Below are 20137 nucleotides of genomic sequence, written 5' to 3'. Positions count from 1 at the left end.
TCTCGTGTCAGTTAAGATCGGGGCAGCCGTAAGCCAGCTACCCGGATCTCAGGCTGACTACTCTTCGCTGAACAAGTCGCCGCCGTGCATATCGATCATTTCCAGTGCCTTGCCGCCGCCACGAGCGACGCAGGTCAGTGGATCTTCTGCAACTACGACAGGTATTCCTGTCTCTTCCATTAACAGACGGTCAAGGTTGCGCAACAGTGCGCCACCGCCGGTCAGAACCATTCCGCGTTCGGAGATATCGGAAGCCAGTTCCGGCGGGCACTGTTCCAGCGCGACCATCACCGCGCTGACGATGCCGGTCAACGGCTCCTGCAGCGCTTCGAGGATTTCGTTAGAGTTCAGCGTAAAGCCGCGCGGCACGCCTTCAGCAAGGTTACGCCCGCGAACTTCGATTTCGCGAACTTCATCACCCGGATAAGCGGAACCGATCTCGTGCTTAATACGTTCTGCGGTCGCTTCGCCGATCAGGGAGCCATAGTTACGACGGACATAATTAATGACGGCTTCGTCAAAACGGTCGCCGCCGATACGGACGGAGGAGGAGTAAACCACACCGTTCAGAGAGATAACCGCCACTTCAGTGGTACCGCCGCCGATATCCACAACCATCGAACCCGTCGCTTCGGAGACCGGCAGACCGGCGCCGATCGCAGCCGCCATCGGCTCTTCAATCAGGAAGACTTCACGGGCGCCAGCGCCCTGTGCGGATTCGCGAATCGCGCGACGTTCAACCTGGGTCGCGCCAACCGGTACGCAGACCAGCACGCGCGGGCTCGGACGCATAAAGCTGTTGCTGTGCACCTGTTTAATAAAGTGCTGGAGCATTTTTTCGGTAACGAAGAAGTCGGCGATAACGCCGTCTTTCATTGGGCGAATAGCTGCAATGTTGCCCGGTGTACGCCCAAGCATCTGCTTCGCTTCATGACCCACAGCGGCGACGCTTTTCGGCGATCCGGCACGATCCTGACGAATGGCCACAACGGAAGGCTCATTCAATACGATGCCTTGTCCTTTTACATAAATCAGGGTATTCGCGGTACCCAGGTCAATGGACAGGTCATTGGAAAACATGCCACGAAATTTTTTTAACATACTAAGGGATAATCCTGAAAGCTGGGGCGGAAAACAAAATCCGCTTACTTTACCAACCACGCGCAGCAGCGACAAGGCGCAAAAATCATCTGCTGCGGTGAAAATTAGTGCAGTTCGTTACCTTTGTTACAAATTTGACTGAGTCCGTCCGACGCAGAAATCTTCAGCAGCGCTCCGCGCTTGAATCTGCAACCTGTCAAAGGTCATTCACTGGCATTTACATTGCGACAATCCGGCAGGTAGACAAGCACACCCCCATCACTATGGCGCGCATTATTCTACGTGAAATCACGCTAAACGGCAGATCAAACAGAGTATCTTTGCGAATATTTTTTCACATTTGTGTCAAGTGGCTGTGAGGCGGCAAAAAATTCCCCCTGACCGCCGGTAACACCGCATTGAGACAGCACCTGCCACTCGCTTCGGCTGAGCACGCCGGTTGCGAAAACCTGAACCGGCATTCCTTTACAGGCCTCAACCAGGCTCTGGACCAGCAGCTGATTTTCACTGCGTTTTTCTATATTGCGCGATAACCCCGAATGCAGCTTAATCACTTCAACGTCGAGCTGCTTGATCCAGCTAGTTCCAACCAGCGTCAGACCGGCCTGAACAACGGCGATCCGAATACCTAAAGCGTTAACCAACCGCATAACCGGCTGCAGGCGGCCGATATATTGACAAACATCCGCCTCTGCAAGTTCAAAAATAATACGTCGACGGTGCGATTTTTCGCATTGCATCAAAGTATCGCGCAGCCAGCGCTGGAATCGGGGGCGGATTAAAGACTCAACCGTCACCTGCAGCGCGAGGTTTTCTTCCGGCCAGAAGCCTAAAAACGGCAGCAGTCGCGTAATTTGCAGGCGGTCATACTCTTCCGCCAGGCCAAACTGCAGCACCATCGGCATATATTCCGCCGCAATCACCTCTTCCTTGCCATCATACAGACGGCACATTAGCTCGCGATGATGTACGCGACCGTCGCGAGTCACCGCCGGTTTCTGGTAAAGTCGCGGCCCGCCTCGGCTGAGCATCTGCTCGATAAGGGTACGCCAGCGCACGTTGCCACGCCCTTTCTCCGGCAGAGAGTCATCATAGACAGCCCAGCTATTGCTGCCCTGCAGCACCGCATTGCGCGTAGCCGCTTCCGCATGTTCCATCACCTGAGCCGCCGTTTGCCCGCTACGGAAAGCACAGATCCCGATATGCATCATATCGTCACGATCGAGAATGCGCGTCGGCGGCAGAGCGTCCATGGCTTTCAATAGCAACCCGGCAATGCTGTCCGCCTCTTTTAACGTACGATGCGGAAGCAAGACGGCAAAATCGCTGCGATGGTAGCGAGCCAGCAGCGCGCCAGGGTAACGCATGATGAAAGTGGAAAGCATGTTGATCAGCGTAAAGTAATGCTCTTCGGTCGCCGCGCGCCCCCAGTTATCGCGAAGCAGGTCGAAATCCGGCAGGCGGATCATCATAACGATGCCGTATGACCCCACCTTCTCCTGATCTTCAAGCAGCGTCGATAGCTGGTTATCAAAAAATAATCGGTTACTCAGCCCGGTTTTTGAATCCTGCGCGACATAGGAACGAATCAGGGTATCCATGCGGCTTCGCTGATCGCTGGCGAACTGAAGTTCGGATAGCAGCATATCCAGCGCGCTACTGGTGTTCGCTGGCCACTCGTGTACCGATCCGCGCACCTGCGGTCCACGTTCGCCATTAAGAATACGCGCAGTGCGAAGCTCCAGTAGCTCCTGGCCCGCCAGCTGGCGACGGATCCAGCGCACGGAGAAAAAGATAATCAGCACCATAAAACCAATGGCGATGGAAAGCGGCGCGGTGACGTGCAGTGAACGGAAGTAATTGGCCATGGGATCCAGGTATACCAGATGGATAGCCATACCTGGGTGTTTGAGCGACGGGACCGTGATAGCGCGAAACTGCTTGCTGCTGCCTAAAGGGCGATAGTTATCGGTGCGAGAATGGCTATAGACCGACTTGCCATTGAGCTGAAAATCAACGCGCACCGCTTCGACCGGCGTCATCAGTTCATCCATCTGCGGTTCAATCTGGTCAAAGGACATAGAGACCAGACGGTTATCCAGCATCGTCGCCACCGCCTGAACGCGGTTAGTCATTTTTAGCTGAATGCCGTTATAAAAACTCAGCGAAGCGCCAATCAGCGTGACAAAGATCGTCAGGCCGGTGAGCAACGTGACAAAAGCTGAGAATTTCGTCGTTAATCGCATCCCTGTGTTAACTCCGCGTGTGAATGACTACCCGATAAACATCCGGGCTCCTGTGCTGGCGCCTAAACTAAAGTAAGCACTAACTTTCTAAAGAGCGACGCATACTATCAAAGCTGGCGCATCTGGCAATTTATTGCGTTACGTCGGTGTAATAATGCCGTTAGCGAGTATAGTCTGCAGAAAAAATTTTCCAATCATCCAACCTATGAGGACCGGCGCATGCAGGCTTTAATCTTAGAACAGCAGGATGGCAAAACTCTCTCTTCGGTGCAAACCATTGACGCCAGCCAGCTGCCACAGGGCGATGTGACAGTGGATGTCCAATGGTCCAGCCTCAACTATAAAGATGCGCTGGCTATCACCGGGAAAGGAAAAATTATCCGCAACTTTCCGATGATTCCTGGCATCGATTTTGCCGGTTTTGTCCACAGCAGCGAAGATCCTCGCTTCCACGCCGGCCAGCAGGTGCTGCTGACCGGATGGGGCGTGGGGGAAAACCACTGGGGCGGTCTGGCGGAGCGCGCTCGCGTTAAAGGCGACTGGCTGGTGGCGATGCCTCAAGGCCTGGATGGACGTAAAGCCATGGTGATTGGTACCGCGGGTTTCACCGCGATGCTGTGCGTGATGGCGCTGGAAGACGCCGGGATCCGTCCTGAAGACGGCGAAGTGGTGGTCACCGGGGCCAGCGGCGGTGTCGGCAGCACCGCGGTCGCTTTGCTGCATCATCTCGGGTACAAGGTGGCGGCGGTTTCCGGGCGCGAAAGCACGCATGAATATCTTAAAAACCTCGGCGCTCAGCGCATTCTTAGCCGCGATGAGTTCGCCGAAACCCGGCCGCTGGAAAAACAGCTGTGGGCCGGTGCCGTTGACACCGTTGGCGATAAAGTGCTGGCAAAAGTACTGGCGCAGATGAACTACGGCGGCTGCGTCGCCGCCTGCGGTCTGGCAGGCGGCTTTGCTCTGCCCACTACCGTGATGCCCTTTATTCTGCGTAACGTGCGCCTGCAGGGCGTTGACTCGGTGATGACCCCTCCCGCGCGCCGGGCCGAGGCCTGGCAGCGGCTGGTTCGCGATCTCCCGGAATCTTTCTACGCGCAAAGCGCAACGGAAATCACCCTCGCGGAAGCCCCTGCGTTTGCCGATAAGATCATGAGCAATAAAATTCAGGGCCGCACGCTGGTCAAAATCGCCTAATCTGCAATTTTTCGTGACATATTCGCAATAACGCTGCGCCTCCGCCATGCTAAGAAAAACGCATGACGGAGGATGCCATGAAACCCAAAAAACTGACGGAAGCCGACGTGACGGCAGAATCCGTTTTTATGTTGCAACGTCGCCAGGTCCTGAAAATGCTGGGGATTAGCGCGACCGCCCTTTCCCTCTCCCCCTCCGCGCAAGCTGACCTGCTGGATTGGTTTAAAGGCAACGACCGCCCGCCGGCACCGGCGGGTAAAGCGCTGACGTTCGATAAACCGGCGCAATGGCAAAACAATCTCACGTTAACGCCGGAAGATAAGGTATCAGGCTACAACAACTTTTATGAGTTCGGCCTGGATAAAGCCGATCCGGCGGCAAATGCCGGAAGCCTGCGCACTGACCCCTGGACGCTAACGATCGGCGGTGAAGTGGCAAAACCCCTCACGCTCGATCATGACGACCTGACCAGCCGCTTCCCGCTGGAGGAGAGAATTTACCGCATGCGCTGCGTCGAAGCCTGGTCGATGGTGATTCCGTGGGTCGGCTTCCCGCTACATAAACTGCTGTCGCTGGTCGAACCCACCAGCAATGCACGCTACGTCGCGTTTAAAACGCTTTATGCGCCTGAACAGATGCCGGGCCAGAAGGATCGTTTTATCGGCGGCGGGCTGGCGTATCCCTATGTCGAAGGGCTGCGGCTCGATGAAGCCATGCATCCTCTGACGCTGCTCAGCGTCGGCGTGTATGGCAAAGCGTTGCCCCCGCAAAACGGCGCTCCGGTTCGACTCACCGTTCCCTGGAAGTACGGTTTCAAAGGGATAAAGTCGATCGTCAGTATCGAACTGACTCGTGAACGTCCCCCCACCACCTGGAACCTCGCCGGGCCTGAGGAATATGGCTTCTACGCCAACGTCAACCCGCATGTCGATCATCCCCGCTGGTCGCAGGCAACCGAGCGCTTTATCGGCGCAGGCGGCGTACTCGACGTCAAACGCCAGCCAACGTTGCTCTTCAACGGCTATGCCGAGGAAGTGGCCTCGCTCTACCGGGGCCTGAACCTGCGGGAGAATTACTAGTGCGCCTGACTGTAAAGCAGATAACCTGGCTGAAAGCGCTTCTCCATCTTGCCGGCTTTTTGCCTTTTGTCTGGCTGTTTTGGGCCGGGCATCAAGGGTATTTCAGCGCCGATCCGGCAAAGGATATCCAGCACTTCACCGGTAGGATGGCTCTTAAATTCCTGCTGGCTACCTTGCTTGTTTCGCCGCTGGCGCGCTACGCTAAACAGCCGTTATTGATACGCACCCGGCGTTTACTCGGTTTATGGTGCTTTGCCTGGGCAACGCTGCATTTGACCAGCTATACGCTGCTCGAACTTGGGATTAACAATCTGACGCTATTGGGTACAGAAGTGTTCACCCGCCCCTACCTGACGCTGGGGTTAATCAGCTGGCTGATTCTGCTGGCGCTGGCGGCGACGTCAACGCAAGCGATGCAGCGAAAATTGGGGCGTCGCTGGCAAACATTGCATAACTTCGTCTATGTTGTCGCGATCCTCGCCCCCATCCACTACCTGTGGTCGGTGAAGATTTTATCCCCGCAACCGATAATTTATGCGCTGCTGGCGGTCCTGCTTCTGGCATGGCGATACAAGAAGTTCCGCCAGTGGTGGCGCTAATTCCGGATATGTGCAGTTTCCCGCAGTTCTTTTATCAACCGCCACTCTTTTCACGATAGCGGTTGATAATCTTCCCTGATAAGACCAGTATTTAGCTGCCAATTGCTACGAAATCGTTATAATGTGCGACTTTGGTTTTCCTGACGGGCTTTTTGAGTCCCGAAAAGGTGACAATCGCGCATCGAAGGTATATTTTGTTTTTTACCCGAGAATGGCAGAAGATAGCCGCATATTGGCCGATAAGTTTCGCTTTTTGCTTTCGAGCATCGGAGGCTTAACCTGTCGGCTTCTGAAGAAGCGCGGCGTCTTGCAACAGCAGTAATTCATATGCTTTACAGACGGTGCTAACACGCCTGTCACAATCACACTAAACAAAGAGTACGGAACCCACTCATGGATATTCGTAAGATTAAAAAACTGATCGAGCTGGTTGAAGAATCAGGCATCTCCGAACTGGAAATTTCTGAAGGCGAAGAGTCTGTACGCATCAGCCGTGCCGCGCCAAATGCAGGTTTCCCGGTGATGCAACAGGCTTATGCCGCACCGATGATGCAGCAACAGCCAGCGCTGTCTAACGCAGTCGCCTCTGCGGCAACGCCAGCAATGGAAGCCCCTGCGGCAGCGGAAATCAGTGGCCACATCGTACGTTCCCCAATGGTTGGTACTTTCTACCGCACCCCGAGCCCGGACGCGAAAGCCTTCATCGAAATCGGTCAGAAAGTTAACGCGGGCGATACCCTGTGCATCGTTGAAGCCATGAAAATGATGAACCAGATCGAAGCCGATAAATCCGGCGTGGTGAAAGCCATTCTGGTCGAAAGTGGTCAACCGGTAGAATTTGACGAGCCACTGGTCGTCATCGAATAACGAGGCGAACATGCTGGATAAAATTGTTATCGCCAACCGCGGCGAGATTGCATTGCGTATCCTGCGTGCCTGTAAAGAACTGGGCATCAAGACCGTTGCTGTGCACTCAACGGCGGATCGCGATTTAAAACACGTATTGTTAGCGGATGAGACGGTCTGTATCGGCCCGGCGCCGTCCGTAAAAAGCTACCTTAATATCCCGGCGATTATCAGCGCTGCTGAAATCACCGGCGCGGTGGCTATTCACCCGGGTTACGGATTTTTGTCCGAAAACGCAAACTTCGCTGAGCAGGTTGAGCGTTCCGGCTTTATCTTTATCGGTCCGAAAGCTGACACCATCCGCCTGATGGGCGACAAAGTGTCGGCTATCACCGCAATGAAGAAAGCCGGCGTTCCGACCGTACCGGGCTCTGACGGCCCGCTAGGCGAAGATATGGACGTTAACCGCGCTCATGCAAAACGCATTGGCTACCCGGTGATTATCAAAGCCTCCGGCGGCGGCGGCGGTCGCGGTATGCGCGTCGTGCGCAGCGATGCTGAGCTGGCGCAATCCATCTCCATGACCAAAGCGGAAGCGAAAGCCGCTTTCAACAACGACATGGTGTATATGGAGAAATACCTGGAGAATCCTCGTCACATCGAGATCCAGGTACTGGCTGATGGCCAGGGTAACGCTATCTATCTGGCTGAGCGCGACTGCTCCATGCAGCGTCGTCACCAGAAAGTGGTCGAAGAGGCGCCAGCGCCGGGCATTACGCCGGAACTGCGTCGCTATATCGGCGAGCGTTGCTCCAAAGCGTGCGTCGATATCGGCTATCGCGGCGCGGGTACTTTTGAGTTTCTGTTCGAAAACGGCGAGTTCTATTTCATCGAAATGAACACCCGTATTCAGGTTGAACATCCGGTAACCGAAATGATCACCGGCGTCGACCTGATTAAAGAACAGCTGCGTATCGCTGCAGGGCAGCCGCTGTCCATCAAGCAGGAAGAAGTTGTGGTTAAAGGCCATGCGGTGGAATGCCGTATCAACGCCGAAGACCCGAATACCTTCCTGCCGAGCCCGGGTAAAATTACCCGCTTCCACGCGCCGGGCGGTTTTGGCGTGCGCTGGGAGTCTCATATCTACGCAGGCTACACCGTGCCTCCGTACTATGACTCCATGATCGGGAAGCTGATCTGCTATGGCGAAAACCGTGATGTCGCGATTGCCCGCATGAAGAATGCGCTGCAGGAGCTGATTATCGACGGCATCAAAACCAACGTTGATCTGCAGATTCGCATCATGAACGACGAGCATTTCCAGAATGGTGGCACCAATATCCACTATCTGGAGAAAAAACTCGGATTGCAGGAGAAGTAATTCTGCCATCGTTGCAAAAGGCCGGATAACCCGGCCTTTTTTCTTTTTCTCTCCCCTCCTCTTTGCCATGCGGTACAATCCCCGCTTTCTTCATCCTCAGGGGACAAAAAATGGACAAGCGTTTTGTTCAGGCCCATAAAGAGGCGCGCTGGGCGCTGTGGCTAACCCTTCTCTACCTTGCGGCCTGGCTGGCTGCCGCCTATCTGCCGGGCGTCGGTATTGGTATCACCGGTCTGCCGCACTGGTTTGAAATGGCCTGCCTGCTGGTACCGCTGGTGTTTATTCTGCTGTGCTGGGCGATGGTGCGTTTCATCTTCCGCGATATTTCCCTGGAGGATAACGATGCAGTTTGAAATCATCGTTGTACTGCTCGTTTACCTGTTGGTCGTGTTTGGTCTGTCGATTTACGCGATGCGCAAACGCAGCAGCGGCAGCTTTCTCAGCGAATACTTTCTCGGTAGCCGTTCGATGGGCGGCTTCGTTCTCGCAATGACGCTAACCGCCACCTATATCAGCGCCAGTTCTTTTATCGGCGGGCCGGGAGCCGCCTATAAATATGGACTTGGCTGGGTGCTGCTGGCGATGATTCAGGTGCCAACAATCTGGCTGTCATTAGGGATACTCGGCAAAAAGTTCGCCATTCTGGCGCGGCGCTATAACGCGATTACCCTTAACGATATGCTACAGGCGCGCTACCAAAGCCGCGCGGTCGTCTGGATAGCGAGCGTAAGCCTGCTGGTCGCCTTTGTCGGGGCGATTGCCGTGCAGTTTATCGGCGGCGCCCGCCTGCTGGAAACCGCCGCCGGCATCAAATATGAAACGGGCCTGCTGATCTTCGGCATCACTATCGCGCTGTACACCGCCTTCGGCGGCTTCCGCGCCAGCGTCCTCAACGACACGATGCAAGGTATGGTCATGCTGATCGGCACCATCGTCTTGCTGGTTGGCGTCGTACACGCGGCAGGCGGATTGCATAACGCCGTGGATACGCTGCAGCATATCGACCCGAAGCTGGTATCGCCGCACGGAGCGAACGATATCCTCACTCCGGCATTTATGACCTCCTTCTGGGTTCTGGTGTGCTTCGGGGTTATCGGCCTGCCGCACACCGCCGTGCGCTGCATCTCTTATAAAGATAGTAAAGCGGTGCACCGCGGCATCATCATCGGTACCATCGTTGTCGCGATCCTGATGTTTGGTATGCATCTGGCCGGCGCGCTGGGTAGAGCCGTTTTGCCCCACCTGACCGTCCCGGATCAGGTTATCCCGACCCTGATGGTGCAGGTTCTCCCCCCCTGGGCTGCGGGTCTGTTTCTGGCGGCCCCGATGGCCGCGATCATGTCGAACGTCAATGCCCATTTATTGCAGGCTTCAGCTACGATCATTAAAGATCTTTGGCTCAGCGCTCAGCCGACGAAAAAACATAATGAACAGAAGCTAAAGCGGATCTCAACGATCGCCACGCTGGTGCTGGGGATCCTGATGATGCTGGCCGCCTGGCGTCCGCCTGAGATGATCATCTGGCTCAACCTGCTGGCGTTCGGCGGCCTTGAGGCCGTGTTCTTATGGCCGCTGGTTCTGGGTCTGTACTGGGAACGGGCGAATGCAACAGGCGCATTGAGCGCGATGATCGTCGGCGGCGTACTCTATGCCATACTCGCCACTTTTAATCTTCAGTACCTGGGCTTCCATCCGATAGTGCCCTCGTTGCTGTTAAGCTTATTGGCTTTCCTGGTCGGAAACCGGTTCGGTACCTCCGCCCCGCAAGCCGCCGTATTGACTACTGATAAATAAAGAGTTTTGCCATGCCATGGATCCAACTGAAATTGAATACTACCGGCGCGAACGCGGAAGAGCTGAGTGATGCGCTGATGGAAGCGGGTTCCGTTTCCATTACTTTCCAGGATACTCACGATACGCCGGTCTTCGAACCTCTACCGGGTGAAACCCGTCTGTGGGGCGATACGGACGTTATCGGTCTGTTTGACGCCGAAACCGATATGGAAGAGGTGGTCGCCATTCTGCAGCAGCATCCGCTGTTGGGCGTCGGTTTCGTGCATAAAATCGAACAACTGGAAGATAAAGACTGGGAGCGCGAGTGGATGGATAACTTCCACCCTATGTGCTTTGGTCAACGACTGTGGATTTGCCCGAGCTGGCGCGATGTTCCGGATGAAAACGCCGTGAACGTGATGCTCGATCCGGGCCTGGCGTTTGGTACCGGTACGCATCCCACCACCGCGATGTGCCTGCAGTGGCTGGATGGACTCGATCTCGCGGGTAAAACGATTATCGATTTTGGCTGCGGCTCAGGCATTCTGGCTATCGCGGCATTAAAGCTGGGCGCGGCGAAAGCTATCGGTATTGATATCGATCCGCAGGCCATTCAGGCCAGCCGCGATAATGCCGAACGTAACGGGGTCTCTGAACGCCTGGAACTTTATCTGCCCAAGGATCAGCCAGAGGCGATGAAAGCCGATGTGGTGGTCGCCAACATTCTGGCTGGCCCATTACGCGAGCTGGCCCCTCTTATCAGCGTGCTGCCGGTTACAGGCGGTCTGCTGGGGCTTTCCGGTATCCTTGCCAGCCAGGCGGAAAGCGTTTGTGAAGCCTACGCCGAGCTCTTTGAGCTCGATCCCGTCGTGGAAAAAGAGGAGTGGTGCCGGATTACCGGTTATAAAAAGTAATCTCTCCTTGTGGCCTCATCGCAGGCCACAACTTTTCGCGTTTTCTGTACATAATCTTGCGCTCAATAAGAATAAGATGATGAGGTAACGTAGTGTAGTTACCAATAAAATCATCATTCTATTCATCGGACGAATTATATGAAAACATCTTTAGGCAAGGCGGCATTGTTGGCGTTAAGCATGATGCCCGTTACGGTTTTCGCTTCCCACTGGAGCTATGAAGGCGAAGGTTCGCCGGAACACTGGGGGGCGCTCAATGAGGAGTATAAAACCTGCCAGAACGGCATGAACCAATCCCCTATCAACATCGATACCACGTTCAAAACCCACCTTTCACCGCTGGATACGCACTACATCGATGGCCCAATCACGCTCATTAATAATGGCCATACCATCCAGGCGGCGCTAAAGACCACGACAGCGGACACCATTACGATTGACGGTACGCCATTTATCCTCCAGCAGTTCCATTTCCATGCCCCGAGCGAAAACACGGTCCACGGCAAGCACTATGCGATGGAGATGCATCTGGTACATAAGAATGCTAAAGGCGCCGTCGCCGTGGTGGCGGTGATGTTCGAGCAGGGCGCGGAAAATACAGAACTGAACAAGCTGTGGGCCACCATGCCCGAGCAGGCTGAGCAGACGGCTAAAATTGTCACGCAAATGGATCTCAACGCCCTGCTTCCCATAGATAAAACCTACTGGCGCTTTAGCGGCTCTCTGACCACTCCGCCTTGTTCAGAAGGGGTAACCTGGATTGTGCTTAAGCATCCCCTGACCCTTTCTTCAGCGCAGCTGGCAAAATTCAGCCACGCTATGCATCACGATAACAATCGTCCGGTACAGCCGCTGAACGGTCGCGTGGTCATAGAGTAAACATCAGAGATGCTTCACGATCATGTTCTGAAATGAGAGCTAACTCACATAAAGCCAAGGTAATTTGCTGATTTCTTCAGCAGATTATCTTGCCCGCAGCCGGCTCCGGGAAGAAAAAATGAGAAGTTAGACAAAATTATATGTGTAGATAAATTCATCACATATTTTTAATGCAATGATTTATAAAGCTAATTATTCATGGACGCTAATCTTCACGGCGATTCTTTGATCCACCGCAGAGGATTGCTCAAAGTTTGGCCTTTCATCTCGTGCAAAAAATGCGTAATATACGCCGCCTTGCAGTCACAGTATGGTCATTTCTTAACTCATGCGCATCGGACACTACCAGCTCAGGAATCGACTCATCGCAGCGCCTATGGCTGGCATTACTGACAGACCATTCCGGACGTTGTGTTACGAGATGGGAGCAGGATTGACCGTATCCGAGATGATGTCCTCCAACCCGCAGGTTTGGGAGAGCGACAAGTCCCGCTTACGGATGGTGCACGTTGATGAGCCCGGTATTCGTACCGTGCAAATCGCCGGCAGCGTGCCGGAAGAGATGGCTGCAGCCGCCCGTATTAACGTGGAAAGCGGCGCCCAGATTATTGATATCAATATGGGGTGTCCGGCTAAAAAGGTGAATCGTAAGCTTGCAGGTTCAGCCCTCTTGCAGTACCCCGACCAGGTGAAGTCCATCCTGACGGCGGTCGTCAAAGCAGTGGACGTTCCCGTAACTCTCAAGATTCGCACCGGTTGGGAACCGGAACACCGTAACTGTGTAGAAATTGCCCAACTGGCTGAAGAATGTGGCATTCAGGCTCTGACTATTCACGGACGCACGCGCGCCTGCTTGTTTAACGGAGATGCTGAGTACGACAGTATTCGGGCAGTTAAGCAGAAAGTTTCCATTCCGGTTATCGCGAATGGCGACATTACTGACCCGCTTAAAGCCAGAGCTGTGCTCGACTATACGGGGGCAGATGCCCTTATGATAGGCCGTGCCGCTCAGGGAAGACCCTGGATCTTTCGGGAAATCCAGCACTATCTGGACACTGGAGAGCTGCTGCCCCCGCTGCCGTTGGCAGAGGTTAAGCGCTTGCTTTGTGCACACGTTCGGGAACTGCATGGCTTTTATGGCCAGGCAAAAGGGTACCGAATCGCACGCAAACACGTATCCTGGTATCTGCAGGAACACGCTCCAGATGACCAGTTTCGGCGCACATTCAACGCCATAGAAGATTCCAGCGAACAGCTGGAGGCGTTGGAGGCATACTTCGAAAATTTTGCGTAATAGAAATAAAGAGCTGACAGAACTATGTTCGAACAACGCGTAAATTCTGACGTACTGACCGTTTCTACCGTTAACTCTCAGGATCAGGTGACTCAAAAGCCCCTGCGTGACTCGGTTAAACAGGCACTGAAGAACTATTTTGCTCAACTGAACGGTCAGGATGTTAATGACCTGTATGAGCTGGTACTGGCTGAAGTAGAACAGCCCCTGTTGGACATGGTGATGCAATACACCCGCGGTAACCAGACCCGTGCTGCCCTGATGATGGGCATCAACCGTGGTACTCTGCGTAAAAAATTGAAAAAATACGGCATGAACTGATACTAATCAGTTAAATGTTTGATATAAAAGGCGCTCTTCGGCATGGGGAAGCGCCTTTTTTATTTCATTGATTGTAATGGCTCACTGTCGCCAGCTGTCGTGTAGTCCCACAAAGGATCGACATAATATTATCAACCAAAGCGGGCGCCTGGCGATACAGATCAAATTGTCCCGGCTCCACCAGCCAGTTTTTAATAATACCGGTAAACGCGCTGTGTAAAACAATTAATGAAACTTCAACATTCGTTTCCGCTGGTAATAATCCGTTACGAATACAGAGCTGCAAAATCCCGCCAATAATCGGGTAACTAAATCCAATTCTCTTACGAATCTCAGCTTCCGGCATCATGTCGCTGGAAAACTCACATTTCTGATACAGAATTTGCATCAACGCACGCTGACGGGGATTATTGGCGATATATTGTAAGCCAATAATAAATTTCTCTCGTAGCGTGCTGAGCGGATCCTTGCTCTCTTTTTGGGGAAATTCATGCTGAAGCAGGTCGCGTAGCGGCAGCTGCTGTTGCCATATTTCATTAAATAGCTCCGCTTTGCTCGCAAAGTGCCAGTACACCGCTCCGCGCGTGACGCCAGCAGCATCAGCAATATCGGCTAAGGTGGTGCTGGTCACGCCGCGTAGGGCAAACTGCTGAATGGCGGACTCAATCAGAAGCTGCCGGGTCTTTAGCGCATCTTCTTTCGTTCTTCTAGGCATACGGTGCTCCACTCAACGCCAGATTGAGAGTGTGGGAAATAGCTGAATAGGTATAAACCTAGCATCTGACAATCAATATTGTTTAGCAAAAATACAGATAAGTTAAATCTCAAACTAAAATAAAATAAATACACACAACAAATAATTAATTCCAATTCATTCATAAATTAAATATCAATGTAAGCAAATTTTAATTTGAGATCATTCTAAAAACATAATCCCTGATATTTTGTTTTTACGTGCCTTGCTGATGGATAAAAAATAACTATGTCTTACATCCACCGTTTTTTATTTGTAGGATAACAAACCGCATTTTAATTCATTATTTCTTGCACAGATTCGTGGCCAAATCAGGCTCATAATCTATAAGGAACAGCAATGACACCTCATGTCAGGGTTACACTTTTATCCAGCCTTATCATCTCGGCTATCTTGCTCAGCGGTTGCGATAATTCAGGCGATGGGCAACCACATGCACAGATACCCCAGGTTTCCGTTTATGTGGTACACAGCGCGCCGCTATCCGTCACCACGGAGCTACCCGGCCGCACATCAGCCTACCGCGTCGCGGAAGTCCGCCCGCAGGTGAATGGAATAATCCTGCAGCGTAACTTTGTCGAAGGTAGCGATGTCAGCGCAGGACAGTCGCTTTATCAAATCGATCCGGCGACTTATCAGGCAGCTTACAACAGCACAAAGGGCGATGAAGCGAAAGCGGAGGCCGCAGCCGCCATCGCCCATTTAACGGTAAAACGCTACGCGCCTCTTCTCGGCACAAAATATATCAGCCAGCAAGAGTACGATCAGGCGGTGGCGACCGCACGCCAGGCTGATGCCGATGTTATCGCTGCAAAAGCAGCCGTGGAAAGCGCGCGTATTAATCTGGCCTACACCAAAGTGACCTCTCCCATCAGCGGCCGTATCGGCAAATCGAGCGTGACCGAAGGCGCCCTGGTGACGAACGGTCAGGCCGACGCGATGGCGACGGTACAGCAGCTCGACCCCATTTATGTGGACGTTACCGAATCCAGTAATGATTTCATGCGCCTGAAACAGGAAAGTCTGCAGCACGGCAATGACACCAAAAACGTGCAGTTGATTATGGAAAACGGTCAGCCTTATACGCTTCAGGGCGCTTTACAGTTCTCTGATGTCACCGTGGATGAGAGCACCGGCTCAATTACGCTACGCGCGATCTTCCCTAACCCACAGCACGCTTTGCTGCCAGGAATGTTTGTTCGCGCCCGCATTGATGAAGGCGTGTCGCCGAATGCCATTCTCGTTCCCCAGCAGGGAGTCACCCGCACGCCGCGCGGCGAGGCCAGCGTGATGCTCGTTAATGACAAAAACCAGGTGGAAACGCGGGCTGTCACCGCTGCGCAGGCGATTGGCGATAAGTGGTTAGTCACCAGCGGTCTGAAAGCCGGTGAAAAAGTTATCGTCAGCGGTCTGCAGAAAGTACGTCCCGGCGTCACCGTGAAGGCCGAAGAGGATACCGCGACGTCCGTCGCGCAATAAGGTACAAATCCCTATGTCTAAGTTTTTTATTCATCGACCGGTCTTCGCCTGGGTGCTGGCGATCATCATGATGATTGCTGGTGGCCTCGCGATTATGCAGCTACCGATTGCACAATACCCGACTATCGCGCCGCCAGCGGTGGCGATCTCCGCAACCTATCCGGGTGCGGACGCGCAAACCGTTCAGGATACGGTGACTCAGGTTATCGAACAGAACATGAACGGTATCGATAACCTGATGTACATGTCCTCAACCAGCGATTCTGCAGGCGGCGTGACCATCACTCTGACCTTTACGTCGGGTACGGATCCGGATATTGCGCAAGTTCAGGTGCAGAATAAACTCCAGCTGGCGACGCCGCTTCTGCCTCAGGAAGTACAGCAGCAGGGGATTAGCGTCGAGAAATCAAGCAGTAGCTTCTTGATGGTTGCTGGATTCATCTCCGATAACGCCAGCACCACTCAGGATGATATCTCTGACTATGTCGCATCGAACGTCAAAGATACCATCAGCCGCCTTAACGGCGTTGGCGATGTACAGCTCTTCGGGGCGCAGTATGCAATGCGCGTCTGGCTGGACGGCAATCTCCTGAATAAGTACAACCTCACGCCTGTCGACGTCATTAACCAGCTACAGATACAGAACGATCAGATTGCAGCAGGCCAGCTTGGCGGTACGCCGGCCCTTAAAGGCCAGCAGCTAAACGCCTCCATCATTGCTCAGACACGGCTGAAAGACCCGGCAGAGTTTGGCAAAGTGACGCTGCGCGTGAACGCGGATGGCTCAGTGGTGCATCTGAAAGATGTGGCACGTATTGAGCTGGGTGGTGAGAACTACAACGTTGTCGCTAAAATCAATGGAAAACCGGCTTCAGGCCTGGGAATTAAACTCGCTACCGGCGCCAATGCCCTCGATACCGCCGCTGCGATTAAAGCGAAGCTTGCCGAACTGCAGCCGTACTTCCCCCAGGGGATGAAGGTCGTCTATCCTTACGACACCACGCCGTTTGTGAAAATCTCAATTCATGAGGTCGTGAAGACGCTGTTTGAGGCAATTATCCTCGTCTTCCTGGTAATGTACCTGTTTTTACAGAATATCCGGGCCACGCTGATCCCCACTATTGCGGTTCCGGTCGTCCTGCTCGGCACCTTTGCCGTCCTGGCAACGTTCGGTTACTCCATCAATACGCTAACCATGTTTGGCATGGTGCTGGCAATAGGCCTTCTGGTCGACGATGCTATCGTGGTGGTGGAAAACGTCGAACGCGTCATGGTTGAAGAGAAGCTTCCGCCAAAAGAGGCGACGGAAAAATCGATGGCGCAAATACAGGGGGCGCTGGTTGGCATTGCCATGGTGCTCTCGGCGGTGTTTGTCCCGATGGCCTTCTTTGGCGGTTCTACGGGAGCGATTTATCGGCAATTCTCTATCACCATCGTCTCCGCCATGGCGCTGTCCGTACTGGTGGCGCTGATCCTGACCCCCGCGCTTTGCGCTACATTATTGAAACCCGCATCAGCCGATCATCATGAGAAAAAAGGATTTTTTGGTTGGTTTAACGCGAAATTCGATCGTAGCGTGAGCCACTACACTAACAGCGTTAGTGGGATCCTGCGCTGTACCGGACGCTATCTCATCATCTATTTGCTGATCGTTGTGGGTATGGCCGTGCTCTTTGTGCGCCTGCCCACCTCCTTCTTGCCGGATGAGGATCAGGGGGTATTTATGACCATGATCCAACTGCCTTCAGGCGCAACGCAGGAGCGCACGCAAAAAGTGCTCGATACGGTTACCGATTACTACCTGCATAAAGAGAAGGCGAACGTTGAAAGCGTCTTTACCGTTAACGGCTTTAGCTTTAGCGGTCAGGGCCAAAACTCCGGTATGGCGTTTGTCAGCCTGAAGCCATGGGAAGAACGCAGTGGTTCCGAAAATGGCGTTGAGGCCATCATCAAACGAGCAACCGCCGCCTTCAGCCAGATTAAAGATGCCATGGTCTTCCCTTTCAACCTGCCGGCTATTATCGAGCTGGGTACGGCCACGGGTTTTGACTTTGAGCTTATCGATCAGGGCAACCTCGGCCATAGCGCGCTAACCCAGGCCCGTAATCAGCTCCTTGGTATGGTGAGAGAGCATCCGGATCAGCTGGTACGCGTTCGCCCGAATGGGCTCGAAGACACGCCGCAATTCAAGCTGGATGTCGATCAGGAGAAAGCTCAGGCTCTGGGTATTTCGCTATCCGATATCAATGAGACCATTTCCGCGGCGTTGGGGGGATATTACGTCAACGACTTTATTGACCATGGGCGAGTGAAAAAAGTCTACGTTCAGGCCGATGCAAAATTCCGTATGCTGCCGAGCGATATCAATAATATGTACGTCCGCAGCGCGAATGGCGAAATGGTCCCGTTCTCCGCTTTTGTGACTTCGCGCTGGGTTTATGGCTCCCCGCGCCTGGAGCGCTACAATGGTTTGCCCTCTATGGAAATGCTTGGCGAAGCGGCGCCCGGGAAAAGTACCGGTGATGCGATGATTTTAATGGAGCAATTGGCCAGCAAGCTTCCTACTGGGATCGGCTACGACTGGACGGGGATGTCTTATCAAGAACGTTTATCCGGTAATCAGGCGCCAGCTTTATATGCCATTTCACTTATCGTTGTCTTTTTGTGTCTTGCGGCGCTTTATGAAAGCTGGTCTATTCCCTTCTCCGTCATGCTCGTCGTTCCATTAGGGGTGGTTGGAGCACTGCTGGCAGCGTCGTTACGTGGGCTTAATAATGACGTTTATTTCCAGGTGGGTTTATTAACAACTATCGGCCTGTCTGCGAAAAACGCTATTCTTATCGTTGAGTTTGCGAAAGACCTGATGGATAAGGAAGGCAAAGGAATTATCGAAGCCACACTTGAAGCATCTCGTATGCGTTTACGCCCTATCCTGATGACTTCGCTGGCCTTTATCCTGGGGGTTCTGCCTCTGGTAATTAGCCACGGAGCCGGCAGCGGCGCCCAAAACGCGGTCGGTACCGGCGTTATGGGCGGAATGCTGATGGCGACATTGCTGGCTATCTTCTTCGTCCCCGTCTTCTTCGTGGTGGTAAGACGCCGTTTTACGAAACACGCAGAGTAAATACTCTTACCTAAAGGCACCTTTCTGGTGCCTTTTTTTCGTCTGCGTATCGGTAACTATCCTGATGATATTAAATGTATTTATTAATTTTTAATAATTGCCGCGGTTTCCCATACACATTATTTATCTATCGTCTTCTGACTTTCTTCACGATATTTACGTTACTCATAAATTGAGATTATTTACTCTAGCGGCGCCCTGTATTGCTGATGATAAAATAAACCGTTCCGTAGGTGTATGGGTTCTCCAATACAGCGAAGCGGATTATTTAGAGGTAACATCATGAATAAATTTATTATAGTGGCATTGCTGGCAACGCTGCTCGCCGGCTGTGCGCACGACTCTCCGTGTGTGCCGGTTTATGATTCTGAAGGTAGATTAGTCCACACCAATACCTGTATGAAAGGAACGACCCAGGATAACTGGGAAACTGCTGGCGCGATTGCCGGAGGCGCAGCCGCGATAGCTGGTCTGACGCTCGGTATCGTGGCATTGACGCGTTAATTCCTTTCTCTTCTCTGACATGACAGGTACCGGAGTCATATCCGGTACCGCTTTCCCCGAAGGTAAGCCCCACGATGCTTAAACTGTATTGCCCGCTGCTGAAGCCCGGACAAAGCTCCCTCGGATAACAGCGAGCGGATGAAACGTCATTGCCGGATATGATTTTTTCGTGGACGCAAAAACGCAAAAAGCCCATCCGTCAGGATGGGCTTTTCACTTATTTGATGCCTGGCAATGCCCTACTCTCACATGGGGAGACCCCACACTACCATCGGCGCTACGGCGTTTCACTTCTGAGTTCGGCATGGGGTCAGGTGGGACCACCGCGCTATCGTTGCCAGGCAAATTCTTTTCTAATCGCCGAACTTTAACCTAAAAAACTGGTGCTGATACCCAGAGTCGAACTGGGGACCTCACCCTTACCAAGGGTGCGCTCTACCAACTGAGCCATATCAGCACACTTAATTTGATGCCTGGCAGTTCCCTACTCTCACATGGGGAGACCCCACACTACCATCGGCGCTACGGCGTTTCACTTCTGAGTTCGGCATGGGGTCAGGTGGGACCACCGCGCTGTTGCCGCCAGGCAAATTCTGTTATCTGTATCAGGCTGAAAATCTTCTCTCAAATCCGCCAAAACATCTTCGGC

17 protein-coding genes, 1 tRNA gene and 2 rRNA genes are annotated in these 20137 nt (G+C 53.2%); 14 read left to right on the top strand and 6 right to left on the bottom strand.

Annotated elements, in window-relative coordinates; genetic code table 11:
• Positions 1-57 precede the first annotated feature (57 nt).
• Positions 58-1101 (bottom strand): rod shape-determining protein MreB, encoded by a 1044-nt coding sequence (mreB, locus tag GUC22_RS02410; RefSeq protein WP_002918653.1) that lies wholly within the window; start codon positions 1099-1101, stop codon positions 58-60.
• Positions 1102-1406: 305 nt separating this feature from the next.
• Positions 1407-3347 carry an RNase E specificity factor CsrD gene (gene csrD / locus GUC22_RS02405; protein WP_004139703.1) on the bottom strand — a complete coding sequence of 647 codons (1941 nt, stop codon included), beginning with the start codon at positions 3345-3347 and terminating at the stop codon, positions 1407-1409.
• Between the two features lie 219 nt (positions 3348-3566).
• Between csrD and GUC22_RS02400 the strand changes: the two genes are divergently transcribed.
• The 11 genes from GUC22_RS02400 to fis all read left to right on the top strand — a co-directional run bounded on the left by GUC22_RS02400 (position 3567) and on the right by fis (position 13627).
• The gene (locus tag GUC22_RS02400) at positions 3567-4541 is read left to right on the top strand and encodes an MDR family oxidoreductase (RefSeq protein ID WP_004139700.1); all 975 of its coding nucleotides are present in this window, start codon (positions 3567-3569) and stop codon (positions 4539-4541) included.
• Positions 4542-4618: 77 nt separating this feature from the next.
• Positions 4619-5620, top strand: coding sequence for a protein-methionine-sulfoxide reductase catalytic subunit MsrP (gene msrP / locus GUC22_RS02395; protein ID WP_049090443.1), 1002 nt, complete (start codon positions 4619-4621; stop codon positions 5618-5620).
• Positions 5620-6219: a protein-methionine-sulfoxide reductase heme-binding subunit MsrQ gene (gene msrQ / locus GUC22_RS02390; protein ID WP_004139694.1), complete on the top strand. Its 600-nt coding sequence runs from the start codon at positions 5620-5622 to the stop codon at positions 6217-6219. Before msrP ends, msrQ begins: the two co-directional genes overlap by 1 nt.
• A 393-nt stretch (positions 6220-6612) precedes the next feature.
• A complete protein-coding gene (gene accB / locus GUC22_RS02385; RefSeq protein ID WP_004125844.1) occupies positions 6613-7086 on the top strand; it encodes an acetyl-CoA carboxylase biotin carboxyl carrier protein in 474 nt (157 codons plus the stop codon).
• A gap of 10 nt (positions 7087-7096) precedes the next feature.
• Entirely contained in the window at positions 7097-8446 is a 1350-nt protein-coding gene (gene accC / locus GUC22_RS02380; protein ID WP_004125846.1) for an acetyl-CoA carboxylase biotin carboxylase subunit, read from the top strand.
• Between the two features lie 110 nt (positions 8447-8556).
• A complete protein-coding gene (locus GUC22_RS02375) occupies positions 8557-8799 on the top strand; it encodes a YhdT family protein (RefSeq protein WP_004139687.1) in 243 nt (80 codons plus the stop codon).
• On the top strand, positions 8789-10240 hold the full coding sequence (gene panF / locus GUC22_RS02370; RefSeq protein ID WP_004139683.1) for a sodium/pantothenate symporter: 1452 nt from the start codon (positions 8789-8791) through the stop codon (positions 10238-10240). Before GUC22_RS02375 ends, panF begins: the two co-directional genes overlap by 11 nt.
• Before the next feature lie 11 nt (positions 10241-10251).
• A complete protein-coding gene (gene prmA, locus GUC22_RS02365) occupies positions 10252-11133 on the top strand; it encodes a 50S ribosomal protein L11 methyltransferase (protein WP_064371555.1) in 882 nt (293 codons plus the stop codon).
• Positions 11134-11271: 138 nt separating this feature from the next.
• Positions 11272-12012 (top strand): carbonic anhydrase, encoded by a 741-nt coding sequence (locus tag GUC22_RS02360; protein ID WP_160183333.1) that lies wholly within the window; start codon positions 11272-11274, stop codon positions 12010-12012.
• Positions 12013-12340: 328 nt separating this feature from the next.
• On the top strand, positions 12341-13306 hold the full coding sequence (gene dusB, locus GUC22_RS02355) for a tRNA dihydrouridine synthase DusB (protein WP_024360647.1): 966 nt from the start codon (positions 12341-12343) through the stop codon (positions 13304-13306).
• A gap of 24 nt (positions 13307-13330) precedes the next feature.
• Positions 13331-13627, top strand: a complete 297-nt coding sequence (gene fis / locus GUC22_RS02350) for a DNA-binding transcriptional regulator Fis (protein WP_000462905.1) — start codon at positions 13331-13333, stop codon at positions 13625-13627.
• A 64-nt stretch (positions 13628-13691) separates the two neighbouring features.
• On the opposite strand, the gene envR is transcribed toward fis, so the two are convergent.
• On the bottom strand, positions 13692-14342 hold the full coding sequence (gene envR, locus GUC22_RS02345) for an acrEF/envCD operon transcriptional regulator (RefSeq protein ID WP_049130441.1): 651 nt from the start codon (positions 14340-14342) through the stop codon (positions 13692-13694).
• A 378-nt stretch (positions 14343-14720) separates the two neighbouring features.
• Between envR and GUC22_RS02340 the strand changes: the two genes are divergently transcribed.
• The 3 genes from GUC22_RS02340 (at position 14721) to GUC22_RS02330 (ending at position 19488) form a co-directional block, all read left to right on the top strand.
• Complete coding sequence (locus GUC22_RS02340; RefSeq protein WP_004139667.1) at positions 14721-15860, top strand: efflux RND transporter periplasmic adaptor subunit; 1140 nt, start codon at positions 14721-14723, stop codon at positions 15858-15860.
• Between the two features lie 13 nt (positions 15861-15873).
• The gene (locus tag GUC22_RS02335) at positions 15874-18984 is read left to right on the top strand and encodes an efflux RND transporter permease subunit (RefSeq protein WP_024360646.1); all 3111 of its coding nucleotides are present in this window, start codon (positions 15874-15876) and stop codon (positions 18982-18984) included.
• Between the two features lie 282 nt (positions 18985-19266).
• The gene (locus GUC22_RS02330) at positions 19267-19488 is read left to right on the top strand and encodes a membrane protein (protein ID WP_004125860.1); all 222 of its coding nucleotides are present in this window, start codon (positions 19267-19269) and stop codon (positions 19486-19488) included.
• 226 nt (positions 19489-19714) lie between these two features.
• On the opposite strand, the gene rrf (GUC22_RS02325) is transcribed toward GUC22_RS02330, so the two are convergent.
• The 3 genes from rrf (GUC22_RS02325) to rrf (GUC22_RS02315) form a co-directional block, all read right to left on the bottom strand.
• A 5S ribosomal RNA gene (rrf, locus tag GUC22_RS02325) occupies positions 19715-19830 on the bottom strand.
• Positions 19831-19869: 39 nt separating this feature from the next.
• Positions 19870-19945, bottom strand: a tRNA-Thr gene (locus GUC22_RS02320).
• A gap of 14 nt (positions 19946-19959) precedes the next feature.
• Positions 19960-20075, bottom strand: a 5S ribosomal RNA gene (gene rrf / locus GUC22_RS02315).
• Positions 20076-20137 lie beyond the last annotated feature (62 nt).

Origin of the sequence: Klebsiella sp. MPUS7 (assembly GCF_009905335.1) — a bacterium.
Classification (GTDB): Bacteria; Pseudomonadota; Gammaproteobacteria; order Enterobacterales; family Enterobacteriaceae; genus Klebsiella; species Klebsiella grimontii.
The sequence above is the reverse complement of the archived record's forward strand: the minus strand, read 5'-3'. Positions and strand labels throughout refer to the sequence as shown.

Coding starts and splice junctions, on each gene's coding strand:
- GUC22_RS02340 (WP_004139667.1), top strand. CDS start 14,721: ATGACACCTCATGTCAGGGTTACACTTTTATCCAGCCTTATCATCTCG.
- fis (WP_000462905.1), top strand. CDS start 13,331: ATGTTCGAACAACGCGTAAATTCTGACGTACTGACCGTTTCTACCGTT.
- csrD (WP_004139703.1), bottom strand. CDS start 3,347: ATGCGATTAACGACGAAATTCTCAGCTTTTGTCACGTTGCTCACCGGC.
- GUC22_RS02400 (WP_004139700.1), top strand. CDS start 3,567: ATGCAGGCTTTAATCTTAGAACAGCAGGATGGCAAAACTCTCTCTTCG.
- GUC22_RS02360 (WP_160183333.1), top strand. CDS start 11,272: ATGAAAACATCTTTAGGCAAGGCGGCATTGTTGGCGTTAAGCATGATG.
- msrP (WP_049090443.1), top strand. CDS start 4,619: ATGAAACCCAAAAAACTGACGGAAGCCGACGTGACGGCAGAATCCGTT.
- panF (WP_004139683.1), top strand. CDS start 8,789: ATGCAGTTTGAAATCATCGTTGTACTGCTCGTTTACCTGTTGGTCGTG.
- GUC22_RS02375 (WP_004139687.1), top strand. CDS start 8,557: ATGGACAAGCGTTTTGTTCAGGCCCATAAAGAGGCGCGCTGGGCGCTG.
- accC (WP_004125846.1), top strand. CDS start 7,097: ATGCTGGATAAAATTGTTATCGCCAACCGCGGCGAGATTGCATTGCGT.
- mreB (WP_002918653.1), bottom strand. CDS start 1,101: ATGTTAAAAAAATTTCGTGGCATGTTTTCCAATGACCTGTCCATTGAC.
- dusB (WP_024360647.1), top strand. CDS start 12,341: ATGCGCATCGGACACTACCAGCTCAGGAATCGACTCATCGCAGCGCCT.
- accB (WP_004125844.1), top strand. CDS start 6,613: ATGGATATTCGTAAGATTAAAAAACTGATCGAGCTGGTTGAAGAATCA.
- GUC22_RS02335 (WP_024360646.1), top strand. CDS start 15,874: ATGTCTAAGTTTTTTATTCATCGACCGGTCTTCGCCTGGGTGCTGGCG.
- GUC22_RS02330 (WP_004125860.1), top strand. CDS start 19,267: ATGAATAAATTTATTATAGTGGCATTGCTGGCAACGCTGCTCGCCGGC.
- prmA (WP_064371555.1), top strand. CDS start 10,252: ATGCCATGGATCCAACTGAAATTGAATACTACCGGCGCGAACGCGGAA.
- envR (WP_049130441.1), bottom strand. CDS start 14,342: ATGCCTAGAAGAACGAAAGAAGATGCGCTAAAGACCCGGCAGCTTCTG.